Here is a 21,898-nt window from a genome sequence, read left to right as displayed (position 1 = left end):
GGAGGGCGCTGAAGGCGCTGTTGATCCTGCCTCTCGCGCTGTGGCTCGGCTACGTCGTCGTGGTGAACGTCATGCTGAGCACGGGGCTCATCGCGAGGCTCGTCAGCTACAACCCCGTCGACGCCTCGCTCTATTATGGCTCGGCGTGGAGCCTCTGGCCCGGCGTCGTTCACGTCAAAGAGCTCCGGCTCAGCGGCTCCGACAGCGTGCTTCAGTGGGCGGTGGAGCTCGACGAAGCGGACGTCGATATCCACCTGACCGATCTTCTCCGGAAGAAGTTCTATGCGGAGGACATCCGCGCCACGGGCTTCGTGTTCCGGATGCGGATGCTCGTGGATCCGACGAGCGAGCGCGATCTGGAGGCGCCGCACATCCAGGCGCTGCCGCCCATCCCGGAGTTCGCGAACCCTCCGCTCAAGCCGGAGCTGCCGCCGAAGCACGATCTCGAGAACTCGGACGAGGGCTACAATTTGTGGACGGTGCACCTGGAAGGCATCGACACGACGCTCAAGGAGGTCTGGATCCAGCAAGTCCGGTATGCCGGCGGCGGCCGCGTGCGGGGAGGGTTCTATTACAAGCCGCTCCGCGCCGTTCGCGTCGGGCCCGTCGCGCTGGAGCTCCGGTCGGGCGAGGTCCACGTCGCCGATCGCGTCGTCGCGCGGCTCGACGCCGACGCCGACGTGACGATGAGCACGTTCGACCCGAGGGACGTCGACGGGCTCGACGTCCTCGAAACCGCCTGGGCGCGCGTCCGCCTCGACGCGCAGCTGCCGGGGCTCGATTTCATCCCCCTTCCCGCGGGTGATGGCGCCGGACCCCGGCTCGAGGACGGGAGCGGAGAGCTCCGGACGAACCTCGTCGTGAACCGGGGGAGCGTCGAGCCGGGCAGCACCGCGTCCTACGAGACGAGCCACCTCGTGGCCTCCACCGCGTCGCTCCGCGCGACCGCCGAGGCGCGCGCGGCGCTCCGCGTCGACGAGCGCGGAGCGGCGCGCCTCGCGCTGACGCTGCCCCGCGCGACGCTGGAGCGCCCGGGAAGCGGGTTGCCGCCCATCGTCGTGGAGAGGGCGAGCGCCACCTTCGACGCGCCGGAGCTGCACCTCCTGCGGCTCCAGCCGGGGTTCGCGTCGAAGGTGGATGTCGTCGCCGCGGCGATCCCGGACCTGCGCTGGCTGAACGCCGAGGGCGGCGCGCCGGACGCGCCGCGGTTCACCGGCGGCGCAGCCTTCCTGCGGAGCAGCCTGGAGGTCGACCCGCTGGGCCGGGGGACGGGCTCGCTGCACCTGCTGTTGAAACACGGCGCCCTGCAGTGGAAACAGACGAAGGTGAAGGGCGACGTGGCGGCGCGCATGACGCTCGACGCGGCGAACGTCCTGAATCAGGCAGGCAAGCTGCGGAAGGGCCGCATCGACATCGAGGACCTCGCGGTCGAGCACGAGGGCGAGGCGGTCCCTGGCTGGTGGGCGCACATCGACATCGAGGACGCCGAGGTGAGGCGGGGGCTCATGGAGGCGGCGATCCGGTTGGAATGCAAGGACGCGCGGCCGGCCGTGATGCTGCTCGACGCCGAGGATGCCATTCCCGGCTGGGCCGCGGGGCTCCTCACGATGGAGGGGCTCAAGGCATCCGCGAAGGTGAGGCGCGCGGACGCCGGCGTCGATTTCAGGCTGCTGGAGGCGACGGGGGGCGATCTCGCGATCCGCGGGCGGCTCACGAAGTCCGACGGGCAGACCCCCAGGGGAGCATTCCTCGTGAAGAGCGGGCTGCTCTCGGTGGGGATCGCGCTCGATCGGGACGGGGCCGGCGTGCACCCCCTCGCCGGCGACGACTGGGTAAACGAGAAGATGATTGCGCTGGGCAGGTGATCTCGCGAGACCACGGCGGCGGGCCGTGGGACGACCACCGCGCGGCTCGGCGCCGCATCGCGTCTCACGAGGCTCGACGCTGGCTTCCGCACCGGGTTAGTCTCTGCTTTGCTCAGCCCATCAGAACGCGGCGGTCGGTGTCTCGAGAGACGGGGGCACGACAGAGGGACGCGTGAGCTGAGCAGGAGGAACTTGGTATGTGCCAGAAGCTCTGTGGAAACGACTCGAACCACGATCGAGAGCCGGGCGAGGCGGGCTCGTCTCGTCGCCGGTTTCTCGCGGTGGGAGCTTCAGCGCTCGGTGCTGCGGCGGCCTTCTCGACGCCCGCGGCGGCGATGGGGAGGGCGGAGCACGATGACGACATGCCGCACGGGACCGGCGCCCCGCACCGGCGTTACATCCTGAGAGGCGGCGCCGTGCTCAGCATGGATCCGAACGTGGGGGACTTCGCCCGGGCCGACGTGCTCGTGCAGGGCAAGAAGATCATCGCGGTCGGGCCGCACCTGCACGCGCCAGGCGCGGAGATCATCGACGCGACGGGCACGATCGTGATGCCGGGGTTCGTCGACACCCATCACCATCAGTACCAGACCGCGCTGCGGAGCTTCCTCTCGGACGGCCTCCTGGCCAACGACGGGCTGCCGCACGGAGAGAGGAACTACCTCGACACCATCCACTTCACCATCACGCCGGTCTTCCGACCGCGGGACGCCTTCCTCGCGATACTGGCCTCCTCGCTCAGCCAGCTGGATGCCGGGGTGACGACGGTCGTCGACACGTCCCAGGTGGGCCACACGCCGGAGCACACCGATGCCGTCATCCATGGGCTGCTGGAATCGGGCCGCCGCGCGCTCTTCGTGTACTCGCCGGGCGCGGGCCCCGGCAACATCTTCCCGAACGATCTCGATCGGATCCAGAGCCAGTACTTTTCCTCGACCGACCAGCTCCTGACCCTGGCGATGGGCGGGGAGGTCTTCGACCCCGCGTGGCGCGATTACTGGGCACTCGGGCGCCAACACGGCCTGCCCATCGTGACGCACCTCGTCGGCAGCATCGGCCAGGGGACGCTCATCGAGCAGATCGAGAGCGAGGGCCTGATGGGGCCTGATCTCGAGTTCATCCACGCCAGCGCCATCTCGGAGGCCTCCTGGCAGGCGATCGCCGATTCGGGCGCGAGCGTCTCGATCGCGGCCCCGATCGAGATGACCATGCGGCACGGCATGCCGCCGATCCAGGCCGCGCTCGATCATGGCGTTCAGCCCGCGCTGAGCACCGACGTCGAGTGCACGATGACCGCGGACTTCTTCACCCAGATGCGGACCGTCTTCACGCTTCAGCGGGCGCTCATCAACGAGCGCGCGCTGGCCGGAGAGACGGACCTGCCCGAGCTCCTCACGTGCCGCGACGTCATCCGCCTGGCCACGGTCGAGGGGGCCCGGGTGGCCGGTCTCTCCCACAAGGTCGGCTCGCTGACTCCGGGCAAGGAGGCCGACATCATCCTGCTGCGAGCGGATGCCATCAATGTGGCGCCGCTCAACAACGTGCCTGGGGCCGTGGTGACGTTGATGGACCGCAGCAACGTGGACACGGTCATCGTCGCGGGGAGCATCCGGAAGTGGCGAGGCAAGCTCGTCGGCGTGAACTTTGGCCGGCTCCGCGCCGGCCTCGAGGCGTCCAGGGACTACCTCCTCGACGCGGCGGGCGTCGAGCGCGTGCTCTTCTGAGGCTGTTGCCCCCACCCTCCGCGGCGCGTCACGGCGACACGGGCGCCTTGAGGGCGAGCTCGCGCCGCAGCAGGATCTGCTGGAACCCGAGCTGGCCGAGCGTGGCGGCGACCGACACGAGCCAGATGGTGTGCATGCGGAAGCCGGGGCGCGCGCTCAGGACGAGCACGGGGAGGACGAACGCGACCGCCCGCGCCCCCGAGGCGGCGAGCGAAGGCCAGGTGTTGCCGAGGCCTTGAAAGACGCCGGCGCAGACGAACACGATGCCGCTCGCGAAGTAACTCCAGGAGGTCACCTGGAGGTAGTCGACGCCGGCCGCGACGACGTCCGGCGCGGGCGAGAAGAGCGCGACGAGCGGCGCGGGGAAGACCTGGCAGATCAGGGTGAAGAAGAGCATGAACCCGAGCACGAGCTTCACGCTCTCGAGCGCGGTCTCGCGGACGCGCGCGTGGGCGCCGGAGCCATAGTTCTGGCCGACGACCGCCGCAGCGGAGAAGCTGATCGCCACCGCAGGCATGAAGCCGGCCTGCATCAGCCGCAGCCCGATGCCGAACCCGGCCTGCGCCTCCGAGCCGAAGGGGCGCGTGACCACGTAGATCACGCCCATCGTGACGGCCAGCAACAAGAACTCCGCGCCCGAGGGCAAGCCGATGGCCACCAGCTTTCGCCAGGTGGCGAGGTCAGGCTGCCAGTCGGCGAGGCGGAGGCGAAGGAAGGTCTTGCCGCGCAGCAGATAGACGGCGAGCCCCACGACGGCGGCCGCGGTCGCGAGGAGCGTGGCGAGGCCCGCGCCGAACACGCCGAGCGGGCGCCCCGATACCCAGCCGAAGACGAGGAAGGGCGCGAGGACCATGTTGAGCAGCACGCTCGCGGTCTGGGCCACGAGCCCCGGCTTCATGTCGCCGATGCCGCGCAGGGCCGAGCCGAGCCCCACCATCGTGAACTGCAGCGCGAGCGCCGGGATGAACGCGAGCAGAAAGCTGCTCGCGAGCTCGGCGGTCATGGCGTCTCCCGAGAGCCTCTCGGCGTACGTGCGGTGAAGCGCGAGGCCGAGCACGAGGAAGAGGGCGCCCGCCCACGTGGCGAGGCTCTGCACCTGGTTGAACAGGCGCTGCACCTCGCCGAGCTCCTTCCTTCCGGCCGCCTGCGAGACGAGCGCCACGCAGCCGACCGAGAGCATCTGCGTCGCGGCCAGCGAGACGAACATCAGGTTGCTGGAGACCGCCACGGCGGCGACGGCCTCCTTCCCGAGGCGACCCACCCAGTAGATGTCGATCAGGCCATAGAGGGTCTGGATCGCCATGCCGGCCAGGATGAACAGCATGACGCGCACGACGTGCGCGCGCGGCTTGCCCTGCGTCATGTCGTGCACGCCGCGCGGCGCGGACGGCGCTTCGACTTCGATGTTGGTATCCATATATTTTACCGGGTAGTATCTGACCGACTCGTCGATCGCGGCTCGGCGGCCGCGGCTACCTCGTTCGCCGCGGCTTGCCCTCGTGCGCTGCAGGAAAGGCCCCGCCCTCGCGCAGGAGCTCGTTCAGGTGCTCTCGCACGTCCGCGGGCCAGGAGCGGGTGAGCTCCGTGAAGCGCCGCTTGTCCGACGCGAAGAGCGCGCGCGACGCCTCCTCGAACAGGGGCAGGTCGCCGGCCATGACCCACATGAAGCGGCTGGCGGCGGCGCGGGCCTCCCGGGCGCGGTCCTCGTCCGGGGCGCGCTTGCTGGCCTCCTCCACCAGCCTGCGGAGCGCGGCCGAGATCCCCTGCGGTTGGCGCTCGAGCCACTCCCAGTGCCGGGGCAGGAGCGACACCTCGCGCGAGACGACCCCGAGCTTCGGGCGCCCGGGGCCCGCCCTGGCCGGGCGCTCCGGCCTGGCGCGCGAGAGGACCTGATCGAGGGTGCCCCGGAAGTCGAAGTCGACCTGTTTCCCCGAGGCGTCCTCGAAGATCAGGATCCGGAGCTCCGGATCCGCGTCGAGCCGCCTCTTGGCCTCGCGCAGCGTCTCCTCCAGCGTGCCGCGGACGACGCGCTCGGCGCCGGCGAAGGCGGTGAACGTGGGCAACGTCGGCGGGTCGCTCATGACGGCGACAATATTACCCGGGTAGTTTCCCCTGGCAAGGGCCGGGCGCGACGAGCGTGGCCCGGAGGCTCCGCTCTTGCGGTTTTCCGTGCAAAAGCAGAGAGTGGCGGGATGATGAAGCCCTCGTGCCTTGTGGCGATCGCCGCCTTGCTCGCAGCGCCGCTGCTCACCTCTTCTTCAGCGCGGGCGGACGTCCCGCCGCCCGAGAGCTGCGACACGCCGGGGTCGAGCTGCAACAACGCGGGGCCCGCCTACAACGAGCCTGGCACGTGCACGCAGCAGAAGTGCCAGCGAACGCTGCCGGGCGAGGACGGCGGCTTCACCACGATGGAATACGACTGCAATCTGTGCATTGCGTCGGGCGGGAGCGCGACGTCGGCCACGGGCGGGGACGCGACGTCGACCGGCAGCGCGGGCGCGGACAAGGCGTCCTCGGACGACGGCGGCTGCGCCATGAGCGGTGCCGCCTCGGGCGGCGCGATGGCGGGGCTGATGCTTCTCTGCGGCGCCGCGGCGCTCGTGACCGCCCGCCGGCGCCGCTGAACCGGGCCTCGACCGTGCGCGCGCCCGGTCCTCCGCCCGCGAGCGTGGCCCGCCTGCTCGAGCGCGGCGTCGCGCCGCTCGACGGCGCGCGGCGGCGCCTCTTCGGCCTGCTCCGCCGGAGCGAGCTCGCGATCGCGGTCGTGGCGCGCCCCGATCGCAGGATAGCGACCCTCGCCGCGGCCAACGCGCTCGGCGCCTTCACCATGGCGGTCTTTGCGCCGAGCGCGCTGCTCGTGCTCGGGCCCATCCTGCTCGGCGTCCTGCACGTCGCGGCCGACGTGCGCTACCTCGTGCTGCGGCGCGGGCTGCCGTCGTGGTGGCGCGGCGTCGTCTGGACGGCCTGCGCCGCGCTGGTGGGGCTGCGGGGCGCCCAGGAGCTCTTCGGCTCGGCCGCGGCGCTGCTCCGCGCCGAGCACGCATTGCTCGCCGCCTGGCTCGGCGCCGCGGTCGTCGCCGGCGCGCTCGCGTCGCGCGCGTGGCGGCGCGTCGCGCTGGCCGCCGCCGCCGCCGTGGCGCTGTCGGCGGCGGCGCTCGCCGCGCCGCGCGGCTTCCGGCTCGTCCTCGCGCACGCGCACAACCTGGTCGCGCTCGCGCTGTGGCTCGCGCTCTTCCGCCGCCGGGTTCGCGCGGTCGCCTGGCCGCTCGGCCTCGTGCTGGCCGGGACCGCGCTCCTCGCGAGCGGGGCGATGACCTCGCTCACCCTGCGCGCCGGGTGGCTGGATGCCTTCGGGCTGCACCTCCTCCTGGCGAGCGACTGGCTCGCTCCCGGGCTGCCGACCCGCGCCGCGGTCGCGCTCACTGCATGTTATGCGTTCCTGCAGTCCGTCCACTACGCGGTCTGGCTGCTGCTCATTCCCCAGGAAGATCACCCGGGCCAGCGGACAACCACCTTCCGCATGTCCGCGCGCTCGCTCCGGCGCGACTTCGGGGACGCAGGGCTCGCCGCCGTGGCGGCCGTCGCCGGCCTGGTGCTGATCGGCGCCCTGCGCAGCGCGCTCGGCACGCGCAACCTGGTGCTCTCGCTCGCCTCCTTCCACGGGTACCTGGAGCTCGCGCTGCTCGCGTACTTCTATGTCCGCGGCGACGTCGGCCGGCGCGCCGCGGAGGCGTGCCAGGAGCGGTCCGGGCGCGCGCGCGGGGTGGACCGCGGCGGGCCGGAGATCGCCGCGCAGCCGGCCGCGCCATGAGCCGCGTCTTCACCGATCCGCTGGTGGCCGCCTGGGCGCGCGCGTTCGCGTTCACGCTGCTCATCGAGCTCGCCGTCGCCTCACCGCTGCTCGGCGCGGCGGAGCGGTCACGAGGCCGCCGCGCCGCGCTCGTCGCCGTCGCCAACCTCGCGAGTCACCCGGCGGTGTGGTTCATCTTCCCCTCGCTCGCGATCGGCGCCACGGCGCGACTGGCCCTCTCGGAGCTCTGGGCGGTGCTGCTCGAGCTCGGCGTCTACCGGCTCGCGCTGCGCGAGCTGCCTGCCACGCAGGCCATCGCGGCCTCGGCGCTCGCGAACGGCGCGTCGCTCGGGCTCGGGCTGCTCCTGCGCGCAACGACCGGCTGGGTGTGAGCGGGCCGCGGAGCGCCGCTCCGCCGGCTCCGGAGCGACACCACCGCGCGTCCTGTGCGAGGAGGCCGGCAGAAGCTCCGGAGCAAGAACCAGCCAGAGCCTGCCACACGACCCGCGTCCCGATGCACAGCCCACTCGTCGAGGAGTTTGCCCGCCACGCCGTGCAATTCAGCAGTGCTGGTCTCACAGTTCGGACTATCCGAGCAAAGAGCGGCGAAGCGCGTCGATATCCCGTTTCATCGAACCTGAGGGCACAGCCGCTTCAATCACCTGAACGCCAGGAGATGCTAAGCTCCAGTCCAGCGCCGCGGCGAGCTCGTCTTGACTCGCAACGCGCCTCGCATCGAGCCCGAAGCTCACAGCGAGCTCAGCGAAGCCGATGCCTGCCGGGTTCCTCATCGTCTCGTAGTAACCCGCGAAGCGACTGCACGCCATCAGGTCGAAGATTGCGCCGCCGCCGTTGTTCACGACCACGATCGTGCCTCTCAGCCGAGCGTCGCGTGCGGCCGTCAGAGCGGGCAGATCGTGCAGCATCGCCTGATCGCCGACGAGGAGCATGCCGCTGCCACCGCAACCTAGAAGCTCCCCGATGAAGGTGCCGACCGTTCCGTCGATGCCGTTGACCCCTCGATTGGCGAAGATCCGTTGAGCTCGTTCGGTCGGAGCACACAGCATGTTGCCATGTCTGATGGACATGGAGTTCGCGAGATGCAGGAGATCAACCCCCCGAGCGTTGCAAACCATGGATGCGACGACTGCTTCTCCCCACGGAAGTTCCCGGACGGATGTCTCAATCCGCGTCCTTGCGAACGCAGATCCCTCGCACCAGATCTCCAACCACTCCGCATCACCGACGGCCACTGCGGAGCCAAGCGCGCATAGCATCTCCGCCGATGCATCCCGCACCTGAACGGTCGCAGGCCAGGGGTGATGTCCCAGCGAAAGGTGTTCATCGAACCTAAGCACGGGGCAACGTTGCTCTGCGAGGAAATCTCGCACGACACTCGCGATCGGGGTCCCGCCGAGATGGATCATGACCTCAGCACGAAGGCTGCTCCACCTCGAGTTGCCGAGCAGCAGATCCGCCTCGCTCACGAGATTGACCGTCGGAGGGCGGCGAAGATTGCTTGGCGCGTCGGCAAGTACAGGATATCGTGAAGTCGTCGCAAATTCCGTGACGGCGCTTGGCGACACCCGACAACCTGGCCCGACGACCACAAGACCTCGCATGCCTGGCCTTAGTCCGAAGGTTCCGACGATCTCCTGAAGGTCCACATCGGGCATCAAGCAGGCTGGCGAATCGGTCATGGGCAGGGGCGCCCCCGAATCGCTCCACCGCCCACGACGAGCGAGGTCAGAGAGCGAAGGAACGCGCCATGATGGCTCCTCCTCCGTTGTACACTGGCGGGCCCAGAGCGGTATATTGATATGAAACGGACCAGAGGGGGAGGCGCTCCTCCACCGCTGAACCGCGGCGCTGACCCGACGCCGGAGCGATATGATGGATGCCTCGTCCGCGCAAGGAACTCCCAGAGCCAGAGTGCCTCGAACAAGTGGCGCACAGATCGCAACATGGTCGACCGCACTGCCCGGAGTGCCATCGCGCTTATGAAACGGAGAGTCGCACGATATCACGATGAGCGAGGTGCCCGCCGCGTTGGCCTCTGCGAGGGCCGGGACAACATTGGCGACGGCGGAGCCCATCGTAGTACAGACAGCCGCGGCACGTCCCCCAGCCCGGGCCATGCCGAGCGCCAGGAATGCGCCGCTCCGCTCGTCCGTGTGGACGACGGAGCGGATCTCTTCATTGCCACGCACTGCAAACACCAGCGCTGCGGCTCGACTGCCCGGGCAGAGGACCACGTCCCGCAGGCCGCCACGCGCGAGCTCCTCCACGATGCACCGGCACCACAAGGCGTTTACGCTGTAATCCGATGTCATTCTTGCCCCATCAGCGCGGCTTCTTCAGCAAACCGGAACATCGCGAGGATGCCCCGCGCCATCCGTGAGCTGCCGCCGCCGGATCCACATGTCACAGATCCTAGAAGCACATGTATTCCCGGATTATCGGCAGCGCTCCACACGACACGCCGCAACGAATTCAGTCCGAATTTATCGAGACGCAGACACCGGGCACAGACGCGCACGCACCAGCTTTGTCATAAGCCCAGGATCATTTCCCCTCATGACAAAGCTCGAGCTTGATACCATCGGGATCCTGAAAGAACACGGCATAATGGTCTTGGCCGTAATATCCCGGCGGGTCGAGCACAACTCGGGCGTCGGCCACCAGGACCTGGTGCCACGTGTCCACCATACCTCTGTCCCGCACCGAGAAAGCGATATGATTCAATCCGGGCCGGTACCTATCGAACCCGAACGCGGCGCGCTCCGGAGAGCACGGGTTGAAATAGAAATAGCACGAATCAGAGCGAAACGAAAAATGTTTATCGGATCGCTCGTGCCTCCAGCCCTCAAGAAAACCGAATAGCTTTCTGTAGAACAGGAACGACGCGTCGAGGTCGACGACATTGATTTCCACATGATGGATTGCCAAGGCCTTGTTCCTTCCGGCTGGGGCTGAGGGCGCACGTCTGCCCTAGAGCAGCATGCAGGGACCCCTTTGCGGTGCTCCTGTTGGCATGGATCGCTACCCCCCGCAACCTGAGAGCTTCGACTAGCGCGACGTGCTAGGAGCCTCGTCCAGGCGCGAGCGGCCCTGGGGCCGGCTTCACATCATCGTGGTTCGGTCTGCTCGTCAGGCGCCGGCAGGAACTTGGAGGTCGCCCCGACACTCTCGGCGTGGAGCAAGACCAGACGGGCCACCGGATCACCCCGCCGGATCGCTATCTCGCGCTGGGGTCGTACGGCGATGCTTACTCCGTGCGAAGCGTTAAAGCGCCCGATGCTCTTCGCATCGAGCACGCCGAGCGGGACCTCTAACCCCGGAATGTCCGGCCCCGGCATGATGAGCAAGAACATATCGTCGGGTATGTCGATTTGCCAGCCGAGATGCCATTCCACGCTGCCCTCGCCGTTCGGCAAGAACATGCACATCCACCCTTCTTTGGTGCGATACTGGTAAAATCTGAGCCAATCACTCGGCTTGAGCACGAGCGCAAAGCTATCCCTGTGCCACAGCTGCGTGTAGTCGCTCGCATGCGCAAGCTCCTGCAAAGACTCATGATCGGCTCCTACCTCGACTCCTTGAATCGGCGTGAGCCGTACATCGATCGGACTCGGTACGAGCCAACCCAACTCCTGGCCGAGGCGCCACGGCCGGCAGAGCGGTGGTACGCGACGCGCGCGAAGCCACCTGAACTCTCTTTCATAAAGCTTGGCCTTTCGAGCAGCATCGGATGTCTCGATGCGGTGCTTGTACGGCAGGAGTGCCCATCGATGGATCGCGCGGAAGCAGATTTCTGAAGGCATCGCCCAGCCTCGGAGGTCCAACTGATTCAGCTCGTACTCTGGCCTCGTTGGCCACGGGTCGCGCACGGCGCGGCGAGGCGTGCTGCAGAGCACGTCTCGCCGTGCAGAGCACGTCAATTACCGGTAGAAGATCGCGACGCTGCAGGGACCTTTTCCGACATCCACTTGTGACCAGGATGCTACGGCCCGGGCCGTTCCCGTCGGGGCGGAGAGATCCACGACCGTGACCGTGTTCGGGTTGAACGAGCTGGGCTGTCGAGCGCCTGGCTGCCGAGCGTTCACAGGAGAACTATTCCGCGAGAACGCGCTCGAGTAGAGCGTGCCCCCGTCTCGCGAGACGGCGATACCGCGAGGGCCTGGACCAACCTCGATGCGTCGAGTAATGGCCATCGAGGGGACATCTATGGCGACTACCTCGGATGTGTCCTCCACGCTCACAAAAGCCACCTTCCCATCAGGCGAGAACGCGATGCCGCGGCTACCCTTGCTACCCAGGTCGACCTCGGCGTGGAGTTTGTCAGTCTTGGTCGAGAAGATCGACAGGTACTGGCTCTGCGTGTTGGCTACGAACAACAGCTCGCCGGAAGGATCGAGCGCCGTACTGTAAGGGTGGGCGTCGCTCCGGACCTGCATCCGCCCAACCTCTCGCACGGCCTGAGCACTCGTGTCTACGTCAGCGCGCATAGGGTCAGTCAGCGGCTGGATATCCAACTTGGACACATAGTCGGATCCCCAGATTGAAACGTACGCCCAGTCTCCAGCTTTGCTGATGGCCATATGACGCGGATCACGACCAACGGCGACCTGGGTCACCTCCCGCCGGTGAGACAAGTCGACCACTGACACGGTGTTCGATCCAGAGTTAGAAACAAGGGCAAACCGGTCCCCTGGAACGATCCCGACTCCCCTTGGTGCGACACCCACCTTTATGCGACCGATCTCACGGTTCGAAATGACATCGATTTCGGAGATCGTGTCGCCCGCGCCATTGGACACGTAACCGCGCCCGTCTTTGGTGAATTTGACGCTTCCGCGCGGCGCGTTGCCGACGGGGATCTTTCCACGCAGCACGTAGTTATTCTGCCCTACGCGCTCAACGACCGTGACGACCCCGGAATCCGTGTCGGTGCTACAGACAAGCTCAATCATCGTCCCCTCCGCCTGCGAATTGGCTGCCATTGAAGCAGCTCCTGGTAGCCAGTCAAGAACAGTGACCATGAGCCCATCTTGCGCCCAGGACTCCTGTCCGATCTGGACCGCACATACGCGCTTGGTCCGGCACGGGCACACACAGCAGGACGAGCTCAAGGAGTAAAGCGCTTCGAGGTTGTCAAGGGCGTACCGCCACGCTCACCTCAGAGGGACAGAACGATTAGGCGATTGCGCTGCCACGAGCGTGGACGCCCACGCCGAGGCTGACACCGAAGTACAGCCCGAGCTCGAGTAACCGTGGGCGACGGTCCCGTCCCAGATCACGCCGCCCGGCGACGCCGAGAACGCTGGCTTCAGCTGCATCGTCAGCTCCAGCGGGAGAGCCGGCTTCCATTCCCAGGCGACGCCCCTCCCTGCCACGCCGCCGCTGAACGCGAGCCGCGGCGAAGCGTCGGCGGCGCACGCCAGGCGCTCCCCGCCCGCGCACGACGCGACCAGCGCGGCGGCGACACAGCCCCGGAGCGCCCTGCAGACCTGCCTCGATGGTCGAAACGAGGAACCGAGCACGGAGGCGATCAGAGCACGGCGCAGCTCCAGGCGCCCCGCGGGACGTCATGCCTGAACCGCAGCGCCGCGCCCTCTCCACCGGCTCGGCGCGCCAGGGCAGTGCCGACGGCGGAGCGCCAACTCCGAGCGCCGCGTCCCTGGAACGGAACTCGGCAGCCCCCCTGCGGGCGGGCTCGTCCGGCGCGAGCGAGACGCGACATCGCTCGTTCGCCGACAGCGTGGGTGTTCGTCTCACGCAGCGCGGACGGCTCCGCTGCGCTATGACTGCGAGATGTTTGGTCCAGGGCGCCCTCAGTACCCTCCGCAGCAGCCGCCTCAGTACCCTCCGCAACCCCCGCCTTACTACCCTCCGCAGCCGCCGCCTTACTACCCTCCACCGCCGCCGCAGCGCCCGAAGTCAGGCCTGTCGCCGCTCGTGATCGTGCTCATCGTCCTCGGCGGGTTGTTCGCGCTGGGCGTGGGCGCCATCTTCGTGATCGGCGGCGCTGTGTACCTGGTGGCGAGCGCATCGCCGGAGCAAACCGTCGTCGAGACCACGCCCTCCGGCGTGTCGACCGCCGGCGGTGTCTCGCCGGTGGTGCCCACGTCGACGAGCACCCCGCTTCGCCCCGACCAGGAAGCCGACGAGGTGGCGGGCGAAGACCCGTCCACCGGCGACCGCGCCGCGGGCGACGCCCCGTCGCCTGCTGCCGACGACGAGACGGGCGAGGCGCCGGCGCCTCTGTCGACAGCGGCGCGGACGCCCACCTCACCGAGCGAGGGCTCCTCGAATGGAAGCCCGAGCAACGGTAGCGCGGCGGGCGGGACGTCCTGGTGGTGTACGGCGAGCGCGTCCGTGCGCGTCTGCGGCTTCGCGGGCGCGTGCAACTATCAGATGGTGTTCGGCAACGGCTCGGCGAAGGACCGCTTCATGGCGTCGCAGCAAGCGAAGAGGTCGTGCGAGGCGAGCGCCCGCGCCAAGGGCGCCACGGCCTTCTGCGTCGTGCAGTGCAGCCCTCGCTGACGGGCGATGACGTCGCTCGCTCCGCTCCGCTCAGCTCCTCGCGCCAGCGCTAGTAACCGCCGCTGCCGCCGACCCCCGCCGCGCTGTAGCCAGAGCTGTAGTCGCCGCCGCCCGCGCCCCCGGTGCCGCCCGCAGTCACGTTTCCGCCGTAGTAGTAGTCGTCCGGATCTTCGTAGACGTTGATACCGAGGTTCAACTTGCCGTTGAGCCACAGCTCGCTGCTCCCGATACCGAACGCATACTCGGCCCAGGTCGTCGAACGCGGCGAGACGTACAGGTAGACCCGTTGCGACGAGAGCAGCGTGGCCTCCACGTTCGGATCCGTCACCGTGCCGTCCTCGACCTTCTCGAAGTGCCAGCCCGGAAGGAGCGTGACGCTGTACCCTCCCTGCTCCAGATCGACGAGGAGGGAGGTCTCGTTCGGATCCTGATCCTCGCTGCTGACCGTTACCACAGTTCCGTAGCTACCACCGACAGCCATGGCTGAGGTATTCTCGTCTTCGTAGTAGTAATAACCGTTCGAGATCTCGAACGTGGCGTCGCGGAGCCGATATCGCGCTCCAGACGGCGCATCGGCCGCGAGCGGCAAGCTGATCGCGCCGACGTCCGGCCCGCGATCGGCCCCCTGCGAGCCGCAACCGCTGAGCAAGGCGGCGAACACCACGCCAGCCGCCGCCACCGACCCAAACCCTCTGATCGTCTTGGTCATTCTATCCTCCGGATAAGCTGCCCCTCCGGACCGACGGCGGCGTGTGTCGTGACCTGCCATCGGTCCAGAGTGGGTCACCACCTGAGAGCAACCCGCGGGCCAGCCTGGATTTGCCGTAAATCAGCGCGTTCCCATGGGCACCCGCTCAGCACCTGGCGCACACTGAGCCAATAGTTGAGCCATAGCTGGCCTGTGCCAATGCCGGTTCTGTGCCACCGCGAGCGCACGCAAGCCGAGGCCGGGAGCCTCATGGCACCGACGACCGTCGGTCGGCTGGGCCGGACCGGCTCGTCATCAAACCGGCGGCCCGGCGGCAGCTACCCCTCGCCCGAGAGCACCGCGGCGATCGCGACGCGCTGCCCACGCGGCTGCCCCGCCGCGTCGGCGTGGGCCATGTCGAGGGCGGCCAGCACCGTCGACAGCGTCGTCTGGTCCAGGACCGACGACGCCTCGACGGCGCGGAGGTCTTCTCCCACGAAGTTCTTCGGGCAGGCGTCGATGACCGGCAGCGCGCGCTCGCTGGCCGGCGCGAACCGGATGGGCAGGCCGTGCGTGCGGCAGATGAGCGGCCGCGCCGCGTAGATCGCGCACCTCCCCTCCCCGTCGAGCGCCGGGCACACGCCCGGATCGCCCGCCCGCGCGCGCTCGGCCAGCGCCGCGCGGTCGGCCTCCGGGAGCGCCGCGAGCGCCTCGCGGATCGCGTCGGCCTCGATCGACGTCACCGAGAACCGCCGCCGGCAGCAGTCGCTGCACCCGGTGCGGCAGGCCATCCGCTCGCCGTGGCGGGCGCTCGCGCTCGCGAAGAACGCGTCGACCTTGGTGAAGAGCTCGTGAAGGCGCTCGCGCGGCGTGTGGTGCATTCGCCGGCGTCTATAGCGGGGCGGATCCTCGTGCGCCAAGGCCGCCTCTGCGCCGCTCGGCTCGCCCGGGCGTGCTCTCCACGTTATCCGACGGCCACGGCGCGGCCGCTGGCGACCTCGGGCGAGGGCGCGTGCCGGGCCACGAGCTGGGCGACCTCGCCGCGGCAGGAGCCGCACCCCGTGCCGGCCTTGGTCGCGGCGCACGCCGACTCCAGCGAGCAGGCGCCGCCCTCGATGGCCTCCCGGAGGGTCGCCTCGCTGACCTTGTGACAGTTGCAGACGATGCGCTCGGCCTGCGCCGCCGGCCCCGCGCCGCCGCCGGCGCAGAGCGCCTCCAGAGGATCGGCGGGCAGCGGGTCGCTGCGATCGAAGAGCTGCACCAGCGTGGCCGCGGCCGCGGTGTTGCCGACGAACTGGGCGCCTAGCAGTCGCCCGTCGCGGAGGATCAGCTTCCGGTACGTGCTCTTCCGTGTCTCCACCACCTGGAGCACGTCGTCGCTCTCGAGCTCCGGCTCGGTGCTGCCCATGGAGGTGACGTCGACGCCCGCCACCTTCAGCCGGGTATACAGCTTCGTACCTCGATAGCGCGCCTGCGGGTTCGCGCCCGTCAGGACGTCGGCGAGGACGGCGGCCTGCTCCCAGATGGGCGTGACGATGCCATAGAGCCTGCCCCGGTGCTCCGCGCACTCGCCGATCGCGTAGATGCCGGGCACCTGGGTGGCCATCGTGTCGTTGACGACGATGCCCTTGTTGATGGGCAGGTTGGAGGCGCGCGCCACGTCGACGCGAGGCCGGACGCCGCACGCGAGGACCACCATATCGGCCGGCAGGACGCTGCCGTCGTCGAGGCGACAGCCCTCGACCGCCTCGTCTCCGCAGATGGCCTCGACGGTGCGCCCGGTGCGGACGAAGATGCCGCAGCGCTCGATGTGCTGCTCGAGCATGTCGCCGCCCATCTGATCGAGCTGCGCGTTCATGAGGCTCTTCGCGACGTGGATGACGGTCACGTGGAGGCCCATGTCGCTCAGCACCTTGGCCGCCTCCAGGCCGAGGAGCCCGCCGCCGACCACGATGGCGTTGTCCCCCGCCCGCGCGCTGCCGCGCATCCGGACGCAATCGTCCATCGTCCTGTACACGAAGACGCCCGGGCGCAGATCGCCCTCCGAGGTCGTCATGCCCTCGAGCGGCGGGACGAGCGGCTGGCTGCCTGTCGCGAGCACGGCGACGTCGTAACGATGGCGCGCGCCGTCGGCTGCCACGACCGCCCTCGACCCGGTGTCGATCCGCGCCACGGAGGTCCCGCTGACGAGCCGCACCCCGTTGCGCTCGTACCAGGCAGGGGGCTTCGTGACGATGGAGTCCGGCGCCTCCCCTGCGAGCACCTTGCTGAGCAGGACGCGGTTGTAGGCGCCGCCCCGCTCCTCGCCGAAGACGGTGATGTCGTAGCGGTCCCTGGCGCCGCGCGACATCAGCTCGTCCAGCAGGCGGCACGCCGCCATGCCGTTGCCAACGATGACAAGGTCCTTCCTTCGCATCAGTTCGACTCCGAGACCCGGCGCGCCCTGACGGCGCACACCTTGAACTCCGGCATCCGGCTGGTCGGGTCCAGCGCCGGCACGGTGAGCACGTTGGCGGCCTTCTTGCCGCCCCAGTGAAACGGAGCAAAGAGCGTGTCCGGCCGGATCGAAGGCACGACCGCGACCCGGAAGGTGACCGCCCCTCGCCGGCTCTCGACGAGCAGAGAGTCGCCGTCGACGACGCCGAGGCGCGCCGCCAGCCTGGGGTGGACCTCGACCTTCGGCTCGGGCTTGGCCTCCTCGAGCGTGGAGACCCGGCGCGTCTGGGCGCCGGAGTTGTAGTGTTCCTTGTAGCGGCCCGTCGTGAAGTAGAGCGGATAGGCCTCGTCGGGGAGCTCGGCGGCGGGGCGGTGGTGGACAGCGTGGAACCGCGCCCGGCCGTTCGGGTGATGGAACCGCTCGGCGAAGAGGCGCGGAGTCCCCGGGTGCTCGACCGACGGGCACGGCCAGAAGACGCCTCGGTTCCGGCGTATCTTGTCGTAGGTGATGCCGCTGTAGTCCGCCCTGGCGCCCGCGGTCGCCCGGCGCAGCTCGTCGAACACCTGCTCCGCGGACGTGTACTGGAAGTGCCTGCCCGCGCCGAGGCGGCGCGCGAGCTCGCAGAAGATCTCGATATCGGTCTTCACCTCGGGGGGCGCGGGGCGGACCTTCTGCCGCAGGATCACCCGCCCTTCGAGGTTCGTCATCGTCCCCTCCTCCTCGGCGAACTGCGCGACCGGAAGGAGGACGTGGGCGTCCCGGGCCGTCTCGTTGACGAAGGCGTCACAGACCACGAGCAGATCGAGCGAGGCGAGCCGCCGCTCGATGTTGAGCGCGTTCGGCGACGCGACAGCCACGTTGGATCCGAACACGAGGAGCGCGCGGATCCCCCCCTCGGGGCCGAGCGCGTCGAGCAGCTCGTAGGCGCTCTTCCCCTTGGCCGGCAGCTCGGCAGGGTCGATGCCCCAGACGCGGGCGATGGCCTCCCGGTGCTCCGCGTCCTCGATATGCCGGTAGCCGGGGAGCTGATCGGCCTTCTGGCCGTGCTCGCGGCCCCCCTGGCCGTTGCCCTGTCCGGTGAGGCAGCCATAGCCGCTGTACGGCTTGCCGACCTTGCCGAGCGCGAGCATCAGGTTGATGAAGGAGAGCACGGTGTCTGACCCCTTCGACTGCTGCTCCGGCCCGCGGCCGGAGAGCAGCATGCTGCTCGGCGCCTCGGCGAGCAGCCGCACGGCCTTGAGCTGATCCTGCGTGGAGACCCCGGTCAGCCGCTCGACGTGCGCCGGGTGGTACGAGAGGATGGCGCGCCGGAGATCGTCGAACCCGTCCGTGCGCGCGGCGATGTACGCCGTGTCGACGAGCTTCTCCTCGAGGGCGAGGTAGAGCAGGCCGTTGGCGAGCGCCAGATCGGACCCGGGCGTGGGCTGGAGGTGGAGCGCCGCGGCGCGCGCCGTGTCGGTGCGCCGCGGGTCGACGACGATGAGCGCGCCGCCGTTGTCGCGCTGCGCGAAGATCCATTGCATGATCGGCGGCAGGGTCTCCGCGCAGTTCGCGCCCCAGAGGAGGAGCGCCTTGGTCTGGGCGATATCGGACACGGGGAACGGCAGGCCGCGGTCGATGCCAAATGCCTTGTTGTGCCCCGCGGCCGCCGAGGCCATGCAATAACGGCCGTTGTAATCGACGTTCGGCGACTGGAGGGCGAGGCGGACGAATTTGCCGAGGAGGTAGGTCTTCTCGTTCGTCAGGGCGCCGCTGCCGAACGCGGCCAGCGCCGCGGGGCCGTGGAGCTCGCGCAGCCGGAGGAGCCGCTCGGCGACGAAATCGAGCGCCGTGTCCCAGCGCGCCGGCAGGAGGCGGCCGGCGCGCCCGCGGATCTTCGGCGCCGTCAGCCGCTCGGGGTGATCGAGCAGCGCCGCGGAGGTGAACCCCTTGATGCACATCTGCCCGCGGTTGACGGGGAAATCGTCGTCCGGTCGGACGTCGATCGCCCCCGCGTGGTCCGCGCGATCCGTCATGACCACGCCGCACTGGAAGGCGCAGTAAGGACAGTGGGTGTGCGTGGTCGTCTCGGAGGTGACGATCTTGAGCCGGAGGGAAGAGCGCGGTGCCATGGAGTCGCGTCAGCCACCCTCACCGAGCGTGTCGAGGAGGCTCTCCCTGGTGTAGCAATCACTCTGTTTCGAACGTATTTCTGAGGAATGTGCGGGCAGTTAATCTGTCGACGCCCGATGCCGCCGGCGCAGCAGCAGGTTCTCTCCCAGCGCCCACACCTCGGCCCCATCCCCGCGCACCTCGAACAGGGTGCCCCAGGTGCCGGACGCCTCGCCTCGCCAGGTGTGGCCGCCATCGGTGGAGCGCAGGAGCACGCCGCGCGCGCCGCACGCCCACAGCGCGCCCGCGTCGTCTCCCCAGAGGCTCCTGAGGCTTCCGGAGACCTGGGCCACCACCGCCCAGCTCGCGCCGCCGTCTCGAGAGCGCAGCACGTCGCTGACGCCGAGTCCGCCAGCCACGAAGAGCTCGTCGCCCCTGCCCCAGATCGCGGACAGATCGCGGGAGCTGCCGCTCTCCGCAACTTCCCATGTGGCGCCGTCGTCGATCGTGCGGACGATGGTCCCGCCGGAGCCGACCGCCACGGCGCGCTGCTCCGGCCCTGTCCAGACGGCGCAGAGGCGCGGCTCGTTCGGGACCTCCAGCTCCAGCCATCGTGAACCGCCCGCGACGAGACGGCAGACCCGGCCATCGAGGACGGCGAACGCCCTTGTCTCGTTCTGCCCGTGGACCGAGGCGCCGCCGGGTTTGCCTGTCACTTCTATCCAGGAGCGCCCGCCGTCCTCGGTCCGGATCTGCGAGGCGCCCTCGCCGACAGCCAGGATCGCCTCGCCGCTGCCCCACACGGAGATCAGCGCGCCGGCGTCCTCCACGGCGCTCCTCTCCCAGGTCTGGCCGCCGTCGTGGGTTCGCGCGATGGAGCCTCCGTCGCCCACCAGCACGACCCTCCCCTGGGCTTGCACCCAGAGACCCCGGAACTTCCCCCGGACAGGCACCTTTTCCCACGGCCCGTCGAGCGGCGCGTCCCCTGCCTGGACTGGCACCTTGGTGAAGCTCTTCCCGCCATCGAGGGATCGGGCGGCGGGGCCGTCTCCCACGCACCAGATCGCGCCCTCGTCATCGCCCCACGCCGCGCAGCGGTGCTGATCGGACCGGAGCGCGGTGCGCCTCCAGGTGCGGCCCTCGTCCTCGCTGACCGCCAGGATGCCGCTTTCGCCGGACGCGATCACGAGGCCCGCGGCGCCGAGCCACAGCGCCTTGATCGAGCGCCCGGTCCCGGTGGAATGCGACTCCCAGGACGCGCCCCCGTCCCGGCTCGCGTGGGCATGGCCGTCGCCGTCGCCCACGATCACGAGCCCGCCTCGCGCGCAGAGCGCCCTCGGACTCCGGCCTGGGACCTTGTGGCGCGTCCATGTCGCTCCTTGCAGGGTGGCGAGCTGTCCTTCGAGCGCCAGCGCGAGGAAGCGGCCCTCTGCGTCGACCGCGGCGGCCTCCAGGCAGAGGTCTCCGGGGCTCGGCCCGGCTCCCCAGGTCTGGCCGTGATCGCCGGAGCGGAGCACCGTCCCGCCGAGCCCCACCGCGATGGCCTCGCCGTCGTCCCGCAGGGCGACGCCGCGCAGGTCCGCCGTCGCGCCGCAGCCCACGTCGGACCAGCGCTGCCCGTCATCGCGCGAGGACAGCAGGGTCCCGCAGTGTCCGGCGGCGAGCAGCGCCGCGCCGGAACCTGCGAGCGCGCTCAGGTCCTGGCGGGTGGACGTCTGCACCCTCTTCCAGCGCTGGCCGCCGTCCTCCGAGCGGAGCACGTGCCCCTCGGAGCCCGCGATGACAATCAGGCGACCTCGTCCCCAGACGGCGCTGTGCCGGATGCTCATTCCGGGCACGATACCAGGCCTGTGCACCGGGGGCGCTCGCGAGCTGCCCGACATCCGACAGGCGCGGGGTCAGACCGGAGCGGGGTCAGACATCACCGGGCTCCTTCCGGAAGAAGTGACCGTGCAGGAACTGCCCGTTCGCCGGATCTCGGTGAACGTTGTACTTGAAGCAGCGGCTCGGGCAGCTCACATCGAACAGGCTCGGCGAATCGTGGACGCGCAGAACCGCCGAACACAAGGGGCAAACGGCCTCCACGCCCTCGCGCCTCGCGATGCAGCCGCAGAGGTGCTGGAGCTGTCGACCTTCCGCCTCGTATCGATCGCGGCGGGCGGGTGTCCAGAGGTAGAGCGGCTTGTTCCTTCTTGCGGAGAACGCCCTGGCCTGCGCACGGAACAAGAGATCGACCTTGATCGTGTCATCGCCCGACGAACGATGGAACGCGAACTCAAATTTATAGATGTCGCGGACCGCGCTGTTCGGACCGCAGTACCTCTCGGCGTCGTAGGCCGCCACCAGGGCTCCGCTCGTCGACTCGAAGGGCTGTTCGACCTGTGGCAGCAGTTCCCTCTCCAGAAATGCGCCGAGCGCCTCCTTGAGCTCCGGGGTCATCGCCGCCGAGTGGTAGGCGCTCGCAAAGGGGCCGAATCGGATGTTGGCGAAGGCAGGATGCATCTTCTATCCCCAATACCGTCATTCAGCAGCTGGCGCCAGAGCGACGGCTAAGCCCGCAGCCCGTGGCGTGAGAGCGGCGCCTTCGATAGATGGACAAGTTATTGATACAGCGCTACTTTTCAAGGAGGGAGGCGGATCGCGTGAGGTGCTCGATGTCGACAAGCGCGTGCAGCGTGGCTGTACGGGGGAACCGGTGATGCCGCGGGCCCTTCATCTCGGGCAATGCGGCGGCGGAGGGCGCCCGGCCCCCTGGAG

At 69.2% G+C, this 21,898-nt stretch carries 18 protein-coding genes; 6 read left to right on the top strand and 12 right to left on the bottom strand.

Annotated features, from left to right (window positions below; genetic code table 11):
- The first annotated feature begins 20 nt into the window (after nucleotides 1–20).
- Together WMF11_RS06820 and WMF11_RS06815 are read left to right on the top strand one after the other, a co-directional pair.
- A complete protein-coding gene (locus WMF11_RS06820; RefSeq protein ID WP_437976863.1) occupies nucleotides 21–1,865 on the top strand; it encodes a hypothetical protein in 1,845 nt (614 codons plus the stop codon).
- A gap of 197 nt (nucleotides 1,866–2,062) precedes the next feature.
- Nucleotides 2,063–3,589 carry an amidohydrolase family protein gene (locus tag WMF11_RS06815; RefSeq protein ID WP_437976862.1) on the top strand — a complete coding sequence of 509 codons (1,527 nt, stop codon included), beginning with the start codon at nucleotides 2,063–2,065 and terminating at the stop codon, nucleotides 3,587–3,589.
- 28 nt (nucleotides 3,590–3,617) lie between these two features.
- Here the strand turns inward: WMF11_RS06815 and WMF11_RS06810 are convergent, their stop codons facing one another.
- Together WMF11_RS06810 and WMF11_RS06805 are read right to left on the bottom strand one after the other, a co-directional pair.
- Nucleotides 3,618–5,006: an MATE family efflux transporter gene (locus tag WMF11_RS06810; protein ID WP_437907624.1), complete on the bottom strand. Its 1,389-nt coding sequence runs from the start codon at nucleotides 5,004–5,006 to the stop codon at nucleotides 3,618–3,620.
- A 55-nt stretch (nucleotides 5,007–5,061) separates the two neighbouring features.
- Nucleotides 5,062–5,670, bottom strand: a complete 609-nt coding sequence (locus WMF11_RS06805; RefSeq protein ID WP_437976861.1) for a DUF2239 family protein — start codon at nucleotides 5,668–5,670, stop codon at nucleotides 5,062–5,064.
- 111 nt (nucleotides 5,671–5,781) lie between these two features.
- On the opposite strand from WMF11_RS06805, the gene WMF11_RS06800 reads away from it, so the two are divergent.
- Genes WMF11_RS06800 through WMF11_RS06790 form a run of 3 tightly spaced genes read left to right on the top strand, consistent with a single transcriptional unit; the run spans nucleotide 5,782 to nucleotide 7,771 of the window.
- Entirely contained in the window at nucleotides 5,782–6,213 is a 432-nt protein-coding gene (locus WMF11_RS06800) for a hypothetical protein (RefSeq protein WP_437907623.1), read from the top strand.
- A gap of 14 nt (nucleotides 6,214–6,227) precedes the next feature.
- Nucleotides 6,228–7,400, top strand: coding sequence for a hypothetical protein (locus WMF11_RS06795; protein ID WP_437976860.1), 1,173 nt, complete (start codon nucleotides 6,228–6,230; stop codon nucleotides 7,398–7,400).
- A complete protein-coding gene (locus WMF11_RS06790) occupies nucleotides 7,397–7,771 on the top strand; it encodes a hypothetical protein (protein WP_437976859.1) in 375 nt (124 codons plus the stop codon). The genes WMF11_RS06795 and WMF11_RS06790 overlap by 4 nt, the downstream gene beginning before the upstream one ends.
- A gap of 195 nt (nucleotides 7,772–7,966) precedes the next feature.
- On the opposite strand, the gene menD is transcribed toward WMF11_RS06790, so the two are convergent.
- From menD to WMF11_RS06770, 4 genes are all read right to left on the bottom strand, one after another.
- Entirely contained in the window at nucleotides 7,967–9,712 is a 1,746-nt protein-coding gene (gene menD, locus WMF11_RS06785; RefSeq protein ID WP_437907620.1) for a 2-succinyl-5-enolpyruvyl-6-hydroxy-3-cyclohexene-1-carboxylic-acid synthase, read from the bottom strand.
- Nucleotides 9,713–9,944: 232 nt separating this feature from the next.
- On the bottom strand, nucleotides 9,945–10,328 hold the full coding sequence (locus WMF11_RS06780; protein WP_437907619.1) for a VOC family protein: 384 nt from the start codon (nucleotides 10,326–10,328) through the stop codon (nucleotides 9,945–9,947).
- A 179-nt stretch (nucleotides 10,329–10,507) separates the two neighbouring features.
- Complete coding sequence (locus WMF11_RS06775; protein WP_437976858.1) at nucleotides 10,508–11,203, bottom strand: hypothetical protein; 696 nt, start codon at nucleotides 11,201–11,203, stop codon at nucleotides 10,508–10,510.
- Nucleotides 11,204–11,320: 117 nt separating this feature from the next.
- Complete coding sequence (locus WMF11_RS06770; RefSeq protein ID WP_437976857.1) at nucleotides 11,321–12,382, bottom strand: beta-propeller fold lactonase family protein; 1,062 nt, start codon at nucleotides 12,380–12,382, stop codon at nucleotides 11,321–11,323.
- 811 nt (nucleotides 12,383–13,193) lie between these two features.
- On the opposite strand from WMF11_RS06770, the gene WMF11_RS06765 reads away from it, so the two are divergent.
- Nucleotides 13,194–13,925: a hypothetical protein gene (locus WMF11_RS06765; protein ID WP_437976856.1), complete on the top strand. Its 732-nt coding sequence runs from the start codon at nucleotides 13,194–13,196 to the stop codon at nucleotides 13,923–13,925.
- 49 nt (nucleotides 13,926–13,974) lie between these two features.
- Here the strand turns inward: WMF11_RS06765 and WMF11_RS06760 are convergent, their stop codons facing one another.
- The 6 genes from WMF11_RS06760 to WMF11_RS06735 form a co-directional block, all read right to left on the bottom strand.
- Nucleotides 13,975–14,634 carry a hypothetical protein gene (locus tag WMF11_RS06760; RefSeq protein ID WP_437976855.1) on the bottom strand — a complete coding sequence of 220 codons (660 nt, stop codon included), beginning with the start codon at nucleotides 14,632–14,634 and terminating at the stop codon, nucleotides 13,975–13,977.
- 317 nt (nucleotides 14,635–14,951) lie between these two features.
- Entirely contained in the window at nucleotides 14,952–15,494 is a 543-nt protein-coding gene (locus WMF11_RS06755; protein ID WP_437976854.1) for a YkgJ family cysteine cluster protein, read from the bottom strand.
- Between the two features lie 83 nt (nucleotides 15,495–15,577).
- Nucleotides 15,578–17,029, bottom strand: a complete 1,452-nt coding sequence (locus tag WMF11_RS06750) for an FAD-dependent oxidoreductase (RefSeq protein ID WP_437976853.1) — start codon at nucleotides 17,027–17,029, stop codon at nucleotides 15,578–15,580.
- A complete protein-coding gene (locus WMF11_RS06745; protein WP_437976852.1) occupies nucleotides 17,029–19,161 on the bottom strand; it encodes a molybdopterin oxidoreductase family protein in 2,133 nt (710 codons plus the stop codon). Before WMF11_RS06745 ends, WMF11_RS06750 begins: the two co-directional genes overlap by 1 nt.
- A 99-nt stretch (nucleotides 19,162–19,260) precedes the next feature.
- The gene (locus WMF11_RS06740; protein ID WP_437976851.1) at nucleotides 19,261–20,970 is read right to left on the bottom strand and encodes a WD40/YVTN/BNR-like repeat-containing protein; all 1,710 of its coding nucleotides are present in this window, start codon (nucleotides 20,968–20,970) and stop codon (nucleotides 19,261–19,263) included.
- 85 nt (nucleotides 20,971–21,055) lie between these two features.
- Nucleotides 21,056–21,643, bottom strand: coding sequence for a hypothetical protein (locus tag WMF11_RS06735; protein WP_437976850.1), 588 nt, complete (start codon nucleotides 21,641–21,643; stop codon nucleotides 21,056–21,058).
- Nucleotides 21,644–21,898: the final 255 nt, after the last annotated feature.

The organism is Sorangium sp. So ce295, from assembly GCF_051527405.1.
Taxonomy (GTDB): domain Bacteria; phylum Myxococcota_A; class Polyangia; order Polyangiales; family Polyangiaceae; genus Sorangium; species Sorangium cellulosum_B.
This window is presented reverse-complemented; position numbering and strand designations above follow the sequence as displayed.